General features: G+C 66.5%; 12 protein-coding genes. 2 read left to right on the top strand and 10 right to left on the bottom strand.

The window, feature by feature from the left end:
• Position 1 precedes the first annotated feature (1 nt).
• The 7 genes from nusA to ACIPRI_RS15470 all read right to left on the bottom strand — a co-directional run bounded on the left by nusA (position 2) and on the right by ACIPRI_RS15470 (position 9,117).
• Entirely contained in the window at positions 2-1,486 is a 1,485-nt protein-coding gene (gene nusA / locus ACIPRI_RS15500; protein WP_446622341.1) for a transcription termination factor NusA, read from the bottom strand.
• A 16-nt stretch (positions 1,487-1,502) separates the two neighbouring features.
• Positions 1,503-2,141, bottom strand: a complete 639-nt coding sequence (rimP, locus tag ACIPRI_RS15495) for a ribosome maturation factor RimP (protein ID WP_446622460.1) — start codon at positions 2,139-2,141, stop codon at positions 1,503-1,505.
• 205 nt (positions 2,142-2,346) lie between these two features.
• Positions 2,347-3,546 (bottom strand): YbfB/YjiJ family MFS transporter, encoded by a 1,200-nt coding sequence (locus ACIPRI_RS15490; protein ID WP_446622340.1) that lies wholly within the window; start codon positions 3,544-3,546, stop codon positions 2,347-2,349.
• Positions 3,539-5,239 (bottom strand): ABC transporter ATP-binding protein, encoded by a 1,701-nt coding sequence (locus ACIPRI_RS15485; protein WP_446622459.1) that lies wholly within the window; start codon positions 5,237-5,239, stop codon positions 3,539-3,541. The genes ACIPRI_RS15490 and ACIPRI_RS15485 overlap by 8 nt, the downstream gene beginning before the upstream one ends.
• Complete coding sequence (locus ACIPRI_RS15480; protein WP_446622339.1) at positions 5,239-6,258, bottom strand: ABC transporter permease; 1,020 nt, start codon at positions 6,256-6,258, stop codon at positions 5,239-5,241. Before ACIPRI_RS15480 ends, ACIPRI_RS15485 begins: the two co-directional genes overlap by 1 nt.
• A gap of 13 nt (positions 6,259-6,271) precedes the next feature.
• Positions 6,272-7,306 (bottom strand): microcin C ABC transporter permease YejB, encoded by a 1,035-nt coding sequence (locus tag ACIPRI_RS15475; protein ID WP_446622338.1) that lies wholly within the window; start codon positions 7,304-7,306, stop codon positions 6,272-6,274.
• Positions 7,307-7,320: 14 nt separating this feature from the next.
• Positions 7,321-9,117: an extracellular solute-binding protein gene (locus ACIPRI_RS15470; protein ID WP_446622337.1), complete on the bottom strand. Its 1,797-nt coding sequence runs from the start codon at positions 9,115-9,117 to the stop codon at positions 7,321-7,323.
• 51 nt (positions 9,118-9,168) lie between these two features.
• On the opposite strand from ACIPRI_RS15470, the gene fabI reads away from it, so the two are divergent.
• On the top strand, positions 9,169-9,954 hold the full coding sequence (fabI, locus tag ACIPRI_RS15465) for an enoyl-ACP reductase FabI (protein ID WP_446622336.1): 786 nt from the start codon (positions 9,169-9,171) through the stop codon (positions 9,952-9,954).
• 195 nt (positions 9,955-10,149) lie between these two features.
• Positions 10,150-11,010, top strand: a complete 861-nt coding sequence (locus ACIPRI_RS15460; protein WP_446622335.1) for a DNA ligase — start codon at positions 10,150-10,152, stop codon at positions 11,008-11,010.
• Between the two features lie 7 nt (positions 11,011-11,017).
• On the opposite strand, the gene ACIPRI_RS15455 is transcribed toward ACIPRI_RS15460, so the two are convergent.
• From ACIPRI_RS15455 to ACIPRI_RS15445, 3 genes are all read right to left on the bottom strand, one after another.
• Complete coding sequence (locus tag ACIPRI_RS15455) at positions 11,018-12,757, bottom strand: putative 2-aminoethylphosphonate ABC transporter permease subunit (protein WP_446622458.1); 1,740 nt, start codon at positions 12,755-12,757, stop codon at positions 11,018-11,020.
• Between the two features lie 73 nt (positions 12,758-12,830).
• Entirely contained in the window at positions 12,831-13,919 is a 1,089-nt protein-coding gene (locus ACIPRI_RS15450) for a putative 2-aminoethylphosphonate ABC transporter ATP-binding protein (protein ID WP_446622334.1), read from the bottom strand.
• Positions 13,920-13,926: 7 nt separating this feature from the next.
• Positions 13,927-14,961 carry a putative 2-aminoethylphosphonate ABC transporter substrate-binding protein gene (locus ACIPRI_RS15445; RefSeq protein ID WP_446622333.1) on the bottom strand — a complete coding sequence of 345 codons (1,035 nt, stop codon included), beginning with the start codon at positions 14,959-14,961 and terminating at the stop codon, positions 13,927-13,929.
• Positions 14,962-15,069: the final 108 nt, after the last annotated feature.

The following is a 15,069-nucleotide window of genomic DNA, read 5'->3' as shown; positions in this document are numbered from 1 at the left end:
GTCACTCTTGGCCGGCGAACCAATGTTCGCGGGCTTTCAAGATCAGGGCTTTGGCGTCATCGGCGCTTTGGCCGGTGATCTCGGTTAGTTCGTCGACGGCCAGGTCGGCCAGGTCATCGCGCGAATGCACGCCGGCATCGGCGAGCTTCGCAATCAGGTCGGCATCCAGGCCAGGCAGGTCGCGCAGGTCCTGGGAGACACTCTCGACGCCTTCTTCCTTGGCGATCTCCATGGTGAGCAGCGCATCCTTGGCGCGCGTGCGCAGCTCATTGACGGTGTCTTCGTCAAAGGCTTCGATGTCCAGCATTTCGGAGATTGGCACGTAGGCCACTTCTTCCAGGCTGGTGAAGCCCTCGGAGATCAGGATGTCGGCGATTTCCTCGTCCACATCCAGCTTTTCCATGAACAGCTTGCGGCTGACGTCGGTTTCGAGCGCCTGCTTCTGGGCCGATTCATTGGCATCCATGATGTTGATCTTCCAGCCGGTCAGCTCGGAAGCCAGGCGCACGTTCTGGCCGCCGCGGCCGATGGCGATGGCGAGGTTTTCCTCGTCGACCACCACGTCCATGGCGTGCTTTTCCTCGTCCACCACGATCGAGCTCACGTTGGCCGGAGCCAGTGCGCCGATCACGAACTGCGCCGGGTCTTCGCTCCACAGCACGATGTCGACGCGCTCGCCGGCCAGCTCGTTGGTGACCGCGTTGACGCGGGTGCCGCGCACACCGACACAGGTGCCGATCGGGTCGACCCGCTTGTCGTGGCTGAGCACGGCGATCTTGGCGCGCGAACCGGGATCGCGGGCGCAGCTCTTGATCTCCAGCAGGCCCTGCTCGATCTCGGGCACTTCCTGGCGGAACAGCTCGATCATGAATTCGGGGGCCGAGCGCGACAGGATGATCGGGGCGCCGCGCAGCGTGAGGTCGACTTCCATGATCATGGCGCGCACGCGGTCGCCATTGCGCAGGTTTTCCTTGGCGATCATCTCGCTGCGGCGCAGGCGCCCTTCGACGCGGCCGGCCTCGACGATGATGTCGCCCTTGTCCAGGCGCTTGACGGTGCCGGTGAAGATCTTCTCGCCGCGCGACATGAAGTCGTTGAGCAGCATCTCGCGCTCGGCGTCACGGATCTTCTGCAGGATGACCTGCTTGGCGGCCATGGCGCCGATGCGGCCGATCGGCACCGAATCCACCGATTCCTCGATGTACTCGTCGACCTGGATGTCGGGCATTTCTTCCTTGGCTTCGAATAGCAGGATTTCCTGGTCGGGCAGCTGCAGGCCGGCCTCGTCGGGAACGACGTGCCAACGGCGGAAGGTCTCGTATTCACCGCTGTCGCGATCGACCGCCACACGGATGTCCACTTCTCCCTGGTAGAGCTTCTTGGTGGCCTGCGCCAGCGCAGACTCGACCGCGCCGAAGACCACGTCGCGTTCGACGTTCTTCTCGCGCGAGATCGCATCCACCAACATCAACATTTCGCGATTCATGCCCCACTCTCCTCGGTCAAGCCGGCGTATCGCCACCGGCAACATCAAATGAACCCTCACGGGTTTTGGCCTTGCGGCCCTTGAAATCCACGATTGGCGCAAGCCGCGCCTCGCGCAGCTCGTCCAACGCAAAGCCCAGCGCCTGCAACGGCACGGGCGCGCGCTTCTTGCTCACCTTTTGTCCGGGCTTCGGCTTCGGCGCATCGCTCCAGACGATTTGCCAGCCACCACCGTCGGCACGCTCCAGCGTGCCGCGAAACTTCTTGCGATTGGCCGCCACCGGCGTGCCGGCGTCCTTGCCGATGGCGCCGATCGGCGCCTTGAGCGTGATGTCGATGACTTCACCGGCAAAACGCTCGAAATCCTTCTCGCCTCGCAGGGGCCGGTCGATGCCCGGCGACGACACCTCGAGCCGCTTGTAGTCGGCACCGTCGACCTCCAGGGCGAACTGCAACTGGCGCGTGACCTTCTCGCAGTCTTCGACCGTCAGGTAGGGCTCGGGCACACCCGGCGCCTTATCGGCCTTGCCAGAATTGGGGCCGGCCCAGGGCAAATCAATCGTGACGCGCAGCAAGCCTCCGGCCGAGCGTTCGATCTCGACCAGGTCGTAGCCGAGGCCGGCCACGGTTTGTTCCACTGTCTGCTGCAATGCCACGTGTTTAGTAAATTCCTGATGAAGTACGTTCGTACGTTCCGGGTGGCGCCTGCGCGTGACACCACACGAAAAATGAAGCACAAACGAAAAACGGGCGGTAAGTACCCGCCCGTTTTGGTCGTGAGCCTGCAATTATATGCCAATTGCGCAAATTTCGTGCTAATTGGCCAAGCGCCAAAGCCCTCTCTCGCATCGCCTACCGCTTCTAGCCGCGCAGGCGCCCCTTCTTTTGCCACCAGACCCCGGTAAAAAGCAGCGCGCCGGCCGCCAGCACCCCCGCAGCGGCCAGCAATGGCACCGAAAACGAACCGGTGCGCTGCGCCAGCGGCGCGGCAAACAGGGGCCCCAGGATCTGGCCGATTCCATAGGACGCCGTCGCCAGGCCGATCAACCCGGCTGCGGCATTTCCGCGCAAGCGCCGGGCGTCGCGTACCGCGAACAAGGTGATGGCGGTGAAAGGCAGGCCCAGCAGCAGGCTGCCCAAGGCAAAGCCCGGCACGCTGGGCCAGGCCACCGACAGCAGCACGCCCAGCGCCTGCATTGCATAGCAGCCCGCCAGCAGCAGCCGGTTGTCCCAGTGCAACGGCAGCCGCGCACCCAAGATGGCGCCTGGAATCACGGCGAGGCCGAACAGCGGCCAGAACAAATCCGGCCAGGGCGAGCCCGGCAGCGCCTGGCGCGCGATCACCGGCAGAAAGGTCGCGGTGATGATGTAGCCGAAGCCGGCCAGGCCGTACAAGCCGACCAGCCAGCGCGCATCGCTGCCCGCAGCGGGGCCGGCCGAGGCCTCGGGTGCCGGCGCCGGTGCGGCGGTGCCGCCGGCGTGGTGCTGCCCGTCCTCGAACACGCGCCAGATCAGGGCGCTCAGCAGGAGCGCGGCCAGGCCGTAACCGATCCAGGCTGCGTCCGAGCCCCAGCGGCCGATCTGGCTGCCCAGCACGCCGGCCAGCAGGATGCCGATGCCCGGCCCGGCGTAGATCACGCCGGCCAGCTTCGGCGCGCCGGTTTCCGCCAGCCGCCGCAGGCACCAGCCGGAGGCGAAGACAAAGGTCCAGGCGCTCATCACGCCGGCGGCGGTGCGCAGCACGCCCCAGGCGCTGAAACCGTGGATGAGCCCCATGCCGAGCAGCAGCGCCGTGGTCGCCGCCAGGCCGCCGCGCACCATGGCCGCCGGCCGCAGGTGAATGGCGGCGCAGGACAGCGCGCCGACAAAATAGCCCAGGTAGTTGAGCGAGGCCAGCAGCCCGCCGCCCTGCAGGTCCAGCTTGCCTTCGTGCAGCATCAGCGGCAGCGCCGGCGTGAAGGCGAAGCGCCCGAGCCCCATGGCCACCGCCAGCGTGACCATGCCTGCCAGTGCGGCCCGCCAGGCACCGCGAGGGTCATACCCCATCTCAGGCTCAGACATCCAGCGCCGCCGCCACCAATTTGCGGGTGTAAGGGTCTTGCGGCGCGTCGAGCACGCGGTCGGTCTCGCCGGCTTCCAGCACGGCGCCGTCCTTCATGACCATCACCCGGTGCGCCATGGCGCGGATCACTTCCACGTCGTGGGTGATGAGCAGGTAGCTCAGGCCGCGCTCGCGCTGCAGGCGCTGCAGCAGGGCCAGCACCTGTTTCTGAATGGTGACGTCCAGCGCGCTGGTGGGCTCGTCCAGCACCAGCAGCTGCGGCTGCACGATCAGCGCCCGGGCAATGGCGATGCGCTGGCGCTGGCCGCCGGAAAACTCGTGGGGATAGCGCCCCAGGAGGCCCGGGAACTGGCTTTCCTGCAGGCCCACCTCGGCCAGCGCCTGGATCGCCCGCTCGCGCCGCTGTGCCACGTCCAGCCCGCCGTCGTGCACCGTCAGGCCCTCGCCGACGATCTCCTCAACGGTCATGCGTGGCGACAGCGAGGAAAACGGATCCTGGAACACCACCTGCACGATGCGTCGCAGGGCCCGGTTGGCGGCGCCGCCGGACCACGGCCGGCCCGCCACCTGCAAGGTACCGCCATGCGGCAGCAGGCCCAGCGCGGCCAAGGCCAGGGTGGATTTGCCCGAGCCCGATTCGCCCACGATGCCCAGCGTCTCGCCGGGGCGCACCAGCAGGTCGGCGCGCTGCACCGCCACGAATTCGCCCCTGCCGAACCAGCCGCGGATGCCGGGCCGCGAGACCGGATAGGCCACTCGCAACGCCTGCGCCTGCAGCACCGGCGGCTCGTCGGCGCGCACCGCCACGCCTTGGATGTCGCGCGTCGGCCGGCTGTCGATCAGCTTGCGGGTGTAGGCATGGCGCGGTGCGGCGAACACCTCGGCCACCCGCCCCTGTTCGACGATGCGGCCGTCTTCCATCACTGCCACCCGGTCGGCAAAGCGCTTCACCAGGTTCAGGTCGTGCGTGATCAGCAACACCGCCATGCCGTGCTTCGTGGCCAGGGCATCGAGCAGCTCCAGGATCTGCACCCGCAGGGTCACGTCCAGCGCCGTGGTGGGCTCGTCGGCCAGCAGCAGGCGCGGCTTGCAGGCCAGGGCCATGGCGATCATGGCGCGCTGGCGCTGGCCGCCCGAGAGCTGGTGCGGGAAGGCATTGGCACGCCGCTCCGGGTCCGGGATGCCGGTCTCGGCCAACAGCTGAACGGCTGCGTCGCGCGCCGCCGGCGCCGACAGCGCCTCATGCAGCTGCAGCACCTCGGCGATCTGGTCGCCCACTGGAAAGAGCGGATTGAGCGCCGTCATCGGCTCCTGGAAGATCATGGCGATCTCCTTGCCGCGGATGCCGCGCAACTGGCGCTCGGTCAGCGCCAGCAGATCGCGTGCGGCGCCGCCCTGCCCCGTGCCCGGCGCAAAGAAGGCCTGCCCCGATACGTCGGCATCCGGCAGCAGGCGCAGCAGCGACAGCGCGGTCACCGTCTTGCCGGAGCCGGATTCGCCGACCAGCGCCAGCTTCTCGCCCGCGGCCAGCTGGAAATCCACGCCGTGCACCACCTGCTTGCCGCCAAAGGCAACGCGCAGGCCCTGGGTTCGCAGCAGGTCGGTGCCCGAGCCGCCGCCGGGCCGCCCCAAGGCGGCGAGCGCCCCCTCGGGGGGCAGCGAGGACACGCCAGTGCCGAGCGTGGGGGCCATCATCGGTCCATCTTTCTCGGGTCTAGCGCATCGCGCAGCGCATCGCCCATGAAGGTCAAGAGCATCAAGGTCAGCACCAGCACGCCGAAGGTGGACAGCGAGATCCACCAGGCGTCCAGGTTGGCCTTGCCCTGGTTCAGCAGTTCGCCCAGCGACGGCGTGCCGGGCGGCACGCCCAGCCCCAGGAAGTCGAGCGAGGTGAGCGCCAGGATGGCGGCGCTCATGCGAAAGGGCAAAAAGGTGACCACCGGCGTCATGCTGTTGGGCAGGATGTGGCGCCGCATGATCTGCAGGTTGCCCACGCCCAGGGCGCGCGCGGCCCGCACGTAGTCCATCTGCCGGTTGCGCAGGAACTCGGCGCGCACGTAGTCCGACAGGCCCATCCAGCCGAACAGGCTGAGCAGGATCAGCAGCAGCGCAATGCTGGGCGCGAACACCGCGCTGAAGATGATCAGCAGGTACAGCTCGGGCATGGAGCCCCAGATCTCGATGAAGCGCTGAAAGGCCAGGTCGGTCCGGCCGCCAAAGTAGCCCTGCACCGCGCCGGTGAGGATGCCCAGCACCACGCCGATGGCGGTCAGCGCCAGCGCAAACAGCACGCTCACCCGAAAACCGTAGATGAGCTGCGCCAGCAGGTCGCGCCCGCGGTCGTCCGTGCCGAAGATGTTCTCGCGCGAGGGCGCCGCCGGGTTGGGCAGCTTGGCGAAGTAGTTGAGCGTGCGCGGCCCGTAGGAGTTGGGCGCGTAGATCGCCCAGTTGCCCCCCTGGGTGATGCGCTCGCGGATGAAAGGGTCCAGGTAATCGGCAGGCGTCTCGAAGTCGCCGCCGAAGGTTTTCTCGGAGTAGTCGCGCAGCACCGGAAAGTAGGTCTGGCCTTCGTAGCGCACGACCAGTGGCTTCTCGGTGGAGATCAGCTCGGCAAAGAGCGAGAGCACGACCAAGGCGGTGAACAGCACCAGGCTCCAGAAGCCCAGCCGGTTGCGCCTGAAACGCCGCCAGGCACGACGGCCGGGGCTCAAGGAGACGGGCGGACTAGTCAAACTTCACCCTCGGGTCAACGAGCACATAACAGAGGTCGGAAATCAGCTTGGTCACCAGGCCGATCAGCGTAAACAGGAAGAGCGTGCCCAGCACCACCGGGTAGTCGCGCCGGATCACGCTCTCGTAGCTCAGAAGGCCCAGGCCGTCGAGCGAGAACAGCGTCTCGATCAGCAGCGAGCCGGTGAAGAAGGCGCCGATGAAGGCCGAGGGAAAGCCGGTGATGATGGGAATGAGCGCATTGCGCATCACGTGTTTCCACAGCACCTTGCCCTCGTCCAGGCCCTTGGCGCGGGCCGTCAGCACGTACTGCTTGCGAATCTCCTCCAGGAAGGAGTTCTTGGTCAGCATGGTGGTCACGGCAAAGCTGCCCAGCACCATGGCGATCAGCGGCAGGGTGATGTGCCACAGGTAGTCGGCAATGCGCGCACCCCAGCCGAGGCTTTCCCAGTTGGCCGAGGTCAGGCCGCGCAAGGGGAACCACTGCAGCTGTCCGCCGAACACCACCAGCAAGGCCACGCCCAGCACGAAGCCCGGAATGGCATAGCCGATGAGCACGATCAGGGTGGAGACGAAATCGAATCGCGTGCCCGCACGCACCGCCTTGGACACGCCCAGCGGCACTGCAATCAGGTAGCTGATGAAAAAGGTCCACAGGCCCAGGCTGATGGACACCGGCAGCTTTTCCTTGATGAGCTGCCACACGTCCTTGCGCTGATAGAAGCTGGTGCCCAGGTCGAAACGGGCAAAGGACTTGAGCATGTCCCAGAAGCGCTGCGGCGCCGGCTTGTCGAAGCCGTAGAGCTTCTTGATCTCCTCGACGCGCTGCGCGTCCAGCCCTTGCCGGCCACGGTAGCCGGCACCCGCCGCCGCGGCGCCCTCGCCGCCCGCATCGCGCCCCTGCAGCTGCGCCACCATCTGCTCGACCGGCCCGCCCGGCACGAACTGGATCACGATGAAGGTGATCAGCAGCACGCCGAACAGCGTGGGCAGCATCAGGAGAAGGCGCTTGAAGATGTAGCTGGCCATGCTTTTCGTTTTGCCTACTTGTTCGAGGGCGAGGCCCACCAGGTCGACACCGCCCAGTTGCCGGCGTCGTAGTAGGGCGGCACGGTCTTGGGCAGCACGAAGCGGCCGGGCCGGTAGCCGACCAGGAAGGCGTTGCTGGTCCACTGCGGGATCGAGTAGTAGCCATTGGTGAGCACGCGGTCGAGCGCGCGCATGGCCGCGGATAGCTCGGGCCGGGTGGTGGCCGTCACCACCTTCTGCAACAGCACGTCCACCGCCGGATCCTTGATGCCCCAGATGTTGGCCGAGCCCGGCGTGTCGGCCGCCTTGGCGCCGAAGTAGTCGAACAGCTCGCCACCTGGCGCCGCGGTGCCGGGCTTGCGCAGGCTGGTCATCTCGAACTCGAAGTTGTCCAGCCGCGAGACATAGAGCGAACCGTCCACATTGCGCAGGCGCAAGTCGATGCCCAGCTTTCGCAGGTGGGCCTGCATCGGCAGGATCAGCCGGTTGCCCGAGGGCTGGTTGGTGAGGTACTCGAAGACGAAGGGCTCGCCCTGCGCATTGCGCAGCGCGCCGTCGCGGTAGGTCCAGCCGGCTTGCGCCAGCAGATCGCGCGCCTTGCGCAAGTTCTCGCGCAGGCTGGAAGGCGGATTGGTGCTGGGCGCCAGCGGCACCGGGCCGAACACCTCGGGCCGCAGCTTCTTGCGCAAGGGCTCCAGCAGCGCCAGCTCGTCCGGTCCCGGTGGGCCTTCGGCATGGAAGTCGCTGTTGGGGAAATAGCCTTCAGCCCGCTTGTACAGGCCATAGAACATCTGCCGGTTGAGCCATTCGAAGTCCATCGCCAGGCCGATTGCCTGGCGCACCCGGATGTCCTGGAACTTCGGGTTGCGCAGATTGAAGATGTAGCCCTGAAAGTCGCCCGGATTGCGGTTTTCGAAGGACTGCTTCTTCAATTCGCCGGTCTCGAAGGCCTTGCCGTAGTACTGGCGCGCCCAGTTGCGCGAAATGAATTCGCGCATGAAATCGAACTCGCCGGCCTTCAGGCCCTCGAAACGCGCCGTGTCGTCCAGGTAGAGCTTGAAGGTCACGCGCTCGAAATTGAACTGCCCCTTGCGCACTGCCAGATGAGCACCCCAGTAGTCGGGCCGGCGAACATAAGTAATGTCGCGCCCCAGCCTGCTGCTGGCCGGCATGTAAGGGCCGGAGGCGATCGGCAGCTCGGTGTTGATCTGGTCGAAGGGCTTGCCGCCGCCCCAGGCCCGGCTGAACACCGCCATGCCGCCCACCACCAGCGGCAGCTCGCGGTTGTCGCTGGCGAAATCGAAGCGCACGGTGCGCTCGCCCAGTTCCCGGGCGCCCTTCACCTCGGCGTAGATGGTGCGAAATTGCGGCGCCGCCAGCTTGCTGGTGAGGGTCTGGAAGGAATGGACGACATCCGCCGCCAGCACCGGCGAGCCGTCGTTGAAGCGGGCCTCCGGCCGGATGCGGAAGGTGGCCGAGCGCTTGTCGCCCGCAACTTCCACATCCTCGGCCAGCAGGCCGTAGGCGGTGGTGGGCTCCTCGTCGTTGCCGGTCAGGAGACTTTCGAACATCAACGCGCCCAGGCCGGCCGGCGCCGTGCCCTTCAAGGTGAAGGGATTGAACTTGTCGAAGTTGGTGATGGCCAGGGGCGGCACCATGCGGATCTCGCCGCCCTTGGGCGCATCCGGGTTGACATAGTCGAAGTGGGTAAAGCCCGGCGGGTACTTCACATCGCCGAATTGCGCGTAGGCATGCGCGGCCCACGAGGGGGCCGCCAGCAGTGCCAATACCAATAGTGCCCAAGCTCGCATGCGAGAATTCTCGCCCAAGATTTTCAAGAGACCTTCTCAAGAGGCATTCATATGGGCTTTCTCGCCGGCAAGAAACTACTCATCACGGGCGTACTCAGCAATCGATCGATTGCCTACGGCATCGCCAAGGCCTGCCATCAGCAGGGCGCGGAACTCGCTTTCAGCTACGTGGGCGAGCGCTTCAAGGACCGCATCACCGAGTTCGCCGCCGACTTCGGCTCCAAGCTGGTGTTCGACTGCGACGTGGGTGACGACGCGCAGATCGACAAGCTCTTTGCCGACCTGGCGCAGACCTGGCCCAAGTTCGACGGCTTCGTGCACAGCATCGGCTTTGCCCCGCGGGAGGCGATCGCAGGCGACTTCCTCGAAGGCCTGTCGCGCGACGCCTTCAAGGTGGCGCACGACATCAGCGCCTACAGCTTTCCGGCCATGGCCAAGTCGGCCCTGCCCTACCTCAACGACAAGTCGGCCCTCTTGACGCTGACCTACCTGGGCGCCGTGCGCGCGCTGCCCAACTACAACACCATGGGCCTGGCCAAGGCCAGCCTGGAGGCTTCGGTGCGCTACCTGGCCGAGTCGATCGGCCCCAAGGGCATGCGCGCCAACGGCATCAGCGCCGGCCCGATCAAGACCCTGGCGGCCAGCGGCATCAAGGGCTTCGGCAAGATCCTGTCGGCGGTGGCCGAGGTCGCGCCGATCCGCCGCAACGTGACCATCGAGGAAGTGGGCAACGTGGCCGCCTTCATGCTGTCCGACCTGGCCAGCGGCGTCACCGGCGAGATCACCTACGTGGACGGCGGCTTCAGCCAGGTGGTGGGCGGTCTGTCGGAAGGCTGATCGACCCTTGCCGGGCGCTTGCCAGCGCTTCGGCAAATCTGCGCAATTCGTCGCGTTTGGCGCAGCCGCTGGCGAGCCCTGAACGGCTCGCCCGTCTGCCATCGCCGGACAATTCATGCCGGCGGCCTGCCGCAGGCCGCAGCGCCGCGCCAGATTCCCTGCCTGGCGCCCCTTCAGTTCCCTGCTTTTCCTCTCATGTCGTCCCTGAATCGCCGTTCGCTCCTGCTTGCCACCCTCCTGGGCGTGCTCGCGCCGGTGGCGAAGGCACTGGAGGCCGCCCCGCCGGCCCTGATGCTGGCCGAGGTCTACCGCCCCGGCATGCCGCTGGCGGACTACTGGGTCAGCGAGAAGTTCGATGGCGTGCGCGGCTACTGGGACGGCAAGCAACTGCGCCTGCGCGGCGGCCAGACGGTCTCGGCGCCGACCTGGTTCACTGCCAACTGGCCAGCCACCGCGATGGATGGCGAGTTGTGGAGCGGCCGCGGCAAGTTCGAGCGGACGGTATCGACGGTGCGCAGCGAAGTGCCCCACGACGCGGCATGGCGCGAAATCCGTTTCATGGTGTTCGACCTGCCCGCCCAGGCCGGGACCTTCAGCGAACGGCTGCAGGCATTGCGCCGCCTGCTGCCCATCGCCGCGGCGCCCTGGCTGATTCCGGTGTCCCAGCAGCGTGCCACCACCCATGAAGACCTCGAAGCCTTGCTCGAGCGCACCGTGCGCGGCGGCGGCGAGGGCCTGATGCTGCACCGCGGCGCCTCGCTCTACCGCGCCGAGCGCAACCAGGACCTGCTCAAGGTCAAGCCCTTCGACGACGCCGATGCCAAGGTGGTGGCCCACTTGCCCGGCAAGGGTCGCAATGCCGGCCGGCTGGGTGCCTTGCTGGTGGAAACGCGCGACGGGCGCCGCTTGAAGCTGGGCAGCGGCCTGACGGACGCGCAGCGCAAGACGCCGCCACCCATCGGCAGTTGGGTCAGCTTTCGCTACAACGGCAGCACCGACAACGGCGTACCGCGCTTTGCGCGCTTCCTGCGCGAGCGGCCCGACCTGGGGGGTTGAGCCGAAGTCAGCTGTGCGGCGCGCCGCGCCAGGCCTGGGTGCGGGTGTCCAGCCACTTGCCAAGCGCCAGGTAAGCCAAGGTCACGACGATCGACACCGCCGCAATCAGCACGGCCATGGCGGCAGCCGCGCCGGTCTCGCCCGCTTCGTCCAGGTTGAGGATGGCCACCGCCGCCACCTTGGTGTCGGGCGAATAGAGAAAGACCACCGCCGAGATCGTCGTCATCGCGTTGATGAAGAAGTAGCGCGAGACGTCGAGCAGGGTCGGCAGGCAGATCGGCAGGGTGACGCGCCAGAAGGTCTTGTAGAACGGCACCTTGAGTGAGGCCGAGACGGCCTCGAACTCCGGATCAATGGCCTTGAGCGCCGTCACCATGGTCAGGTGGCCGGTGGTGTAGAAGTGGACCACCGTGCAAATCACCAGAAGGCTCATGGTCTGGTACAGGCCATTGAGCGGGTTGGCCGGGTCGTTGAAAAAGAAGATGTAGCCCAGGCCCAGCACCAGGCCCGGCACCGCCATCGGCAACATGGCCATCAGCCGCACCAGGGGGCGCACGCCGGGCAGGCCACGCGTCTTCTCCAGCAGGTAGGCGCCGACAAAGACGATCACCGTGCCGAACACGGCGGTGCCGGCCGCCATCTTGAGGCTGTTGACAAGGGCCTCGCCCAGGCCGGCATCGATCAGGCCGGCCACGTAGTGATCGAGGCTGGGGGTCAGGTTGTAGGGCCACAGCTTGGCAAACGAGCCGAATACCGCCATGCCGAACACGGCCAGCATCAGCGCGCCGATCAGCATGCAGTAGAGCAGCATCGCCGCATCGAAGCGCGCCGAGCGCCGCGGCGCCAGCGCCACCGCGCGGGCCGACAGCGCGGCGTTCTGCTTTCGCTGCACGAAGTAGTCGACGGCAAAGGTGAGCACCGCCGGCGTCAGCAACAGGAGCGCCACCACGGCGCCGCGCTGGAAGTCCTGCTGTCCGATCACCAGCTTGAACACGTCGGTGGCCAGCACGTTGAAATTGCCGCCCACCACCTTGGGAATGCCGAAGTCGGTGATGACCAGGGTGAAACACACCAGCGCCGCCGAAATGAGCCCGTACTTGGCACCCGGCAGCGTGATGGTGAAGAATTTGCGAACCGTGCTGGTACCCAGTGCATCCGCCGCTTCATACAGGCGCGCATCCGCCAGCCGCAGCGCGGTGACGAGGATCATCAGCACGTGCGGAAAGGTGGCAAAGCACTCTGCCAGCACGATGCCCGAAGCGCCATAGATGCCGGGAAAACCCAGCGACAGCCAGAACGCCTTGGCCACGCCCTGGTTGCCGAACCAGTAGATGATCGAAATGGCCGACAGCAGCGAGGGCGCCAGCAGCGGCAGCAGGCTGATGGTGCGAAACAGCCCCTTGGCGGGCATGCAGCTGCGCGTGAGTGCGTAGGCGAAGCCGAAGGCCAGCGGCAGCACGATCAAGGTGACCAGCACCGACACCCAGACACTGTTCCACAGGCTCGCGAGCAGCGCCGGCGAGGCGAGGTACGCAGCAAAGGACCCCAGGCCGAGGCCACCGCCCTCCCCCTGGAGGGCCTGCTGCAGGATCTGGAACAGCGGCGCCACCAGCCCCACCCCCAACAGCAGCGCAACGCCCAGCAGGCCCAGTTGCGCCAGCCGCTCGCTCCAGTGCACGCGCTGCTTCACGGGCGACGGCGCAAATTGCCGTTGCCGCTGCGCCTCGACGCGAGCCGCCTCGCCCATCGACACCACACCGCTCATTGGATAGCCTCCGCCCTGCGGGCTGCGGTATTCGTCTTGGGAGCGGCCCGGCGACTCATGCCGCCACCGGAAACACGCGCAGCCGATCGGTGCGCAGCGCGAAATGCACCGTGCCGCCTTCGCGCACGTTGAACTCGTCCATCTGGTTGAGCGAGAACTGCAGGTGCATCGGCTGGCCTGGAATGCCGTCGACGGCAATCTCGGCCAGGCAGTTGCCGCCCAGGAACTCCACGTGCCGCACCGTGCCGGCACAGCGCAGCGGATCGTCATCGCGCAGGCCGTCGACCACGCGGTCTTCGGGCCGCAGGTAGAGCGCCACTTCGCGGCCGACACCGCAGCCGGCGTCCGCTTCCGGACGGCATTGCAGGCGCTTGTCGCCCACGCGGTACCAGTGGTCGCCCTCCGCCACCGCACGCAAGCGGTTGACCTTGCCGACGAAGTCGGCGACGAAGGCGCTGGCCGGTTCGCGGTAAACCTCCAGCGGCGTGCCCACCTGCTCGATCACGCCGTGGTTCATCACCACGATGCGGTCGGCCACGGATAGGGCTTCTTCCTGATCGTGCGTCACCATGATGGTCGTCACGCCCAGCTGACGCTGCAGGTTGCGGATCTCATTGCGCAGGTGAACCCGCACGATGGCATCCAATGCCGACAGCGGCTCGTCCAGCAGCAGCAAGCCAGGCGACGTGGCCAGCGCACGCGCCAGCGCGACCCGTTGCTGCTGGCCGCCGGACATCTGCGCCGGATACTTGGCGCCGCTTCCCGGCAAGCCCACCAGCGCCAACAGTTCCTCCACGCGCGCCGTGATGCGCGAGCGCGGCATCTTGCGGTTGACCAGACCATAGGCCACGTTGTCCGAAACGCTCAGGTTGGGAAAGAGCGCGTAGGACTGGAACATGATCCCGTAGTCGCGCCCAGCCGGCGGCAGGGTCGAAATGTCGTGATCGTTCTGCACGATGCTGCCGGCGCTCTGCGACTCCAGCCCGGCAATGATGCGCAGCAAGGTCGTCTTGCCGCAGCCCGATGGGCCGAGGAAGCAGACAAACTCGCCGCGCCGGATCGTCAGGTCGATGTTGTCCAGCGCGGTGAAAGCGCCGAAGCGCTTGCTGATCCCGCGCAGTTGGAGGTAGGCCGCATCACGCATGGCAGTTTTACTTCTTGGCTTCGCTCTTGGCGTCGTAGCGACGCGTCCATTCGGCCAGGGTGCGCTCGCGGGCGGTGGCGGCCTGGTCGAAGTTCACCTTGATCAGGCGCGCCTCGTAGTCGGCCGGGATGTTGGGCAGCTTGGGCGCCACGCCAGGCTGGGCGGTGAGCGCAAAGTTCTTGCCGTAGAGCTTCATGGCGTCCTTGGACGAGGCCCAGTCGGCCAGCTTCCTTGCCGCATCCAGCTTCTTGGTGCCCTTATAGATGCCGAAGGCTTCCAGGTCCCAGCCCAGGCCTTCGACGGGGAACACCAGCTCGATCGGTGCGCCCTTGGCCTTGTTGGTGTGGCCACGGTATTCGAAGGAGATGCCGGCCACGTACTCGCCGGCCGCCGCCATGTTGCAGGGCTTGGAGCCCGAATGGGTGTACTGGGCGATGTTCTGGTGCAGCGCGTCCATGTACTTCCAGCCGCCGCCCTTGCCAGCCTCGTCGCCCCACAGCTGCAGCCAGGCCACCACGTCGAAATAGCCGGTGCCCGAGGAAGCCGGGTTGGGCATCACCACCTGGCCCTTGAACTCGGGCTTGGTCAGGTCCTTCCAGCTGGTCGGGATCGGGATGTTCTTCTTCTTGGCCTCCACCGTGTTGACGCAGACCACCGCGCCGAACACGTCCATGCCCCACCAGGCCGGCGGCGACTTCTTGTCACGGTACTGCGGCATGATCGCGTCGAGGTTCAGCGGCGCGTAGGGCTCGAGCATGCCGTTCTTGTCGAACAGCGCCATGCTGGAGGCGGCCACGCCCCAGACCGCGTCGGCCTGCGGATTCGCCTTCTCGGCCAGGAGCTTGGCGGTGACGACGCCGGTGGAGTCGCGCACCCACTTGATCTCAATGTTCGGTTCCACCTTGTTAAAGGCTTCCTGGTAGGCCTTGAGCTGGTCCGTCTCCAGTGCGGTGTAGACGGTGAGCTGGGTCTTCTGCGCCAGCGCGGCGCCCGACAGGGCCAGGCCGAGTACGGCGGCCACGATGGTTTTCGTGCAGGTCATTGTGCGGACTCCTTGTGTTCGAAAGACAGGAAATGTGGCTTCGCCAGAAGTCATCTTCATGACTTATCTGCAAAGCAAAATCGGGGCCCACGTCAAGGCTTTGTAGAT

This window comes from Variovorax sp. LARHSF232, from assembly GCF_052871435.1.
The sequence above is the reverse complement of the archived record's forward strand: the minus strand, read 5'-3'. Positions and strand labels throughout refer to the sequence as shown.

What these genes read in the sequence shown, in the direction of transcription:
- ACIPRI_RS15445 (WP_446622333.1), bottom strand. Translation starts at nt 14,961, where the DNA reads ATGACCTGCACGAAAACCATCGTGGCCGCCGTACTCGGCCTGGCCCTG.
- nusA (WP_446622341.1), bottom strand. Translation starts at nt 1,486, where the DNA reads ATGAATCGCGAAATGTTGATGTTGGTGGATGCGATCTCGCGCGAGAAG.
- ACIPRI_RS15470 (WP_446622337.1), bottom strand. Translation starts at nt 9,117, where the DNA reads ATGCGAGCTTGGGCACTATTGGTATTGGCACTGCTGGCGGCCCCCTCG.
- fabI (WP_446622336.1), top strand. Translation starts at nt 9,169, where the DNA reads ATGGGCTTTCTCGCCGGCAAGAAACTACTCATCACGGGCGTACTCAGC.
- ACIPRI_RS15460 (WP_446622335.1), top strand. Translation starts at nt 10,150, where the DNA reads ATGTCGTCCCTGAATCGCCGTTCGCTCCTGCTTGCCACCCTCCTGGGC.
- ACIPRI_RS15455 (WP_446622458.1), bottom strand. Translation starts at nt 12,757, where the DNA reads ATGGGCGAGGCGGCTCGCGTCGAGGCGCAGCGGCAACGGCAATTTGCG.
- ACIPRI_RS15485 (WP_446622459.1), bottom strand. Translation starts at nt 5,239, where the DNA reads ATGGCCCCCACGCTCGGCACTGGCGTGTCCTCGCTGCCCCCCGAGGGG.
- ACIPRI_RS15490 (WP_446622340.1), bottom strand. Translation starts at nt 3,546, where the DNA reads ATGTCTGAGCCTGAGATGGGGTATGACCCTCGCGGTGCCTGGCGGGCC.
- ACIPRI_RS15475 (WP_446622338.1), bottom strand. Translation starts at nt 7,306, where the DNA reads ATGGCCAGCTACATCTTCAAGCGCCTTCTCCTGATGCTGCCCACGCTG.
- ACIPRI_RS15450 (WP_446622334.1), bottom strand. Translation starts at nt 13,919, where the DNA reads ATGCGTGATGCGGCCTACCTCCAACTGCGCGGGATCAGCAAGCGCTTC.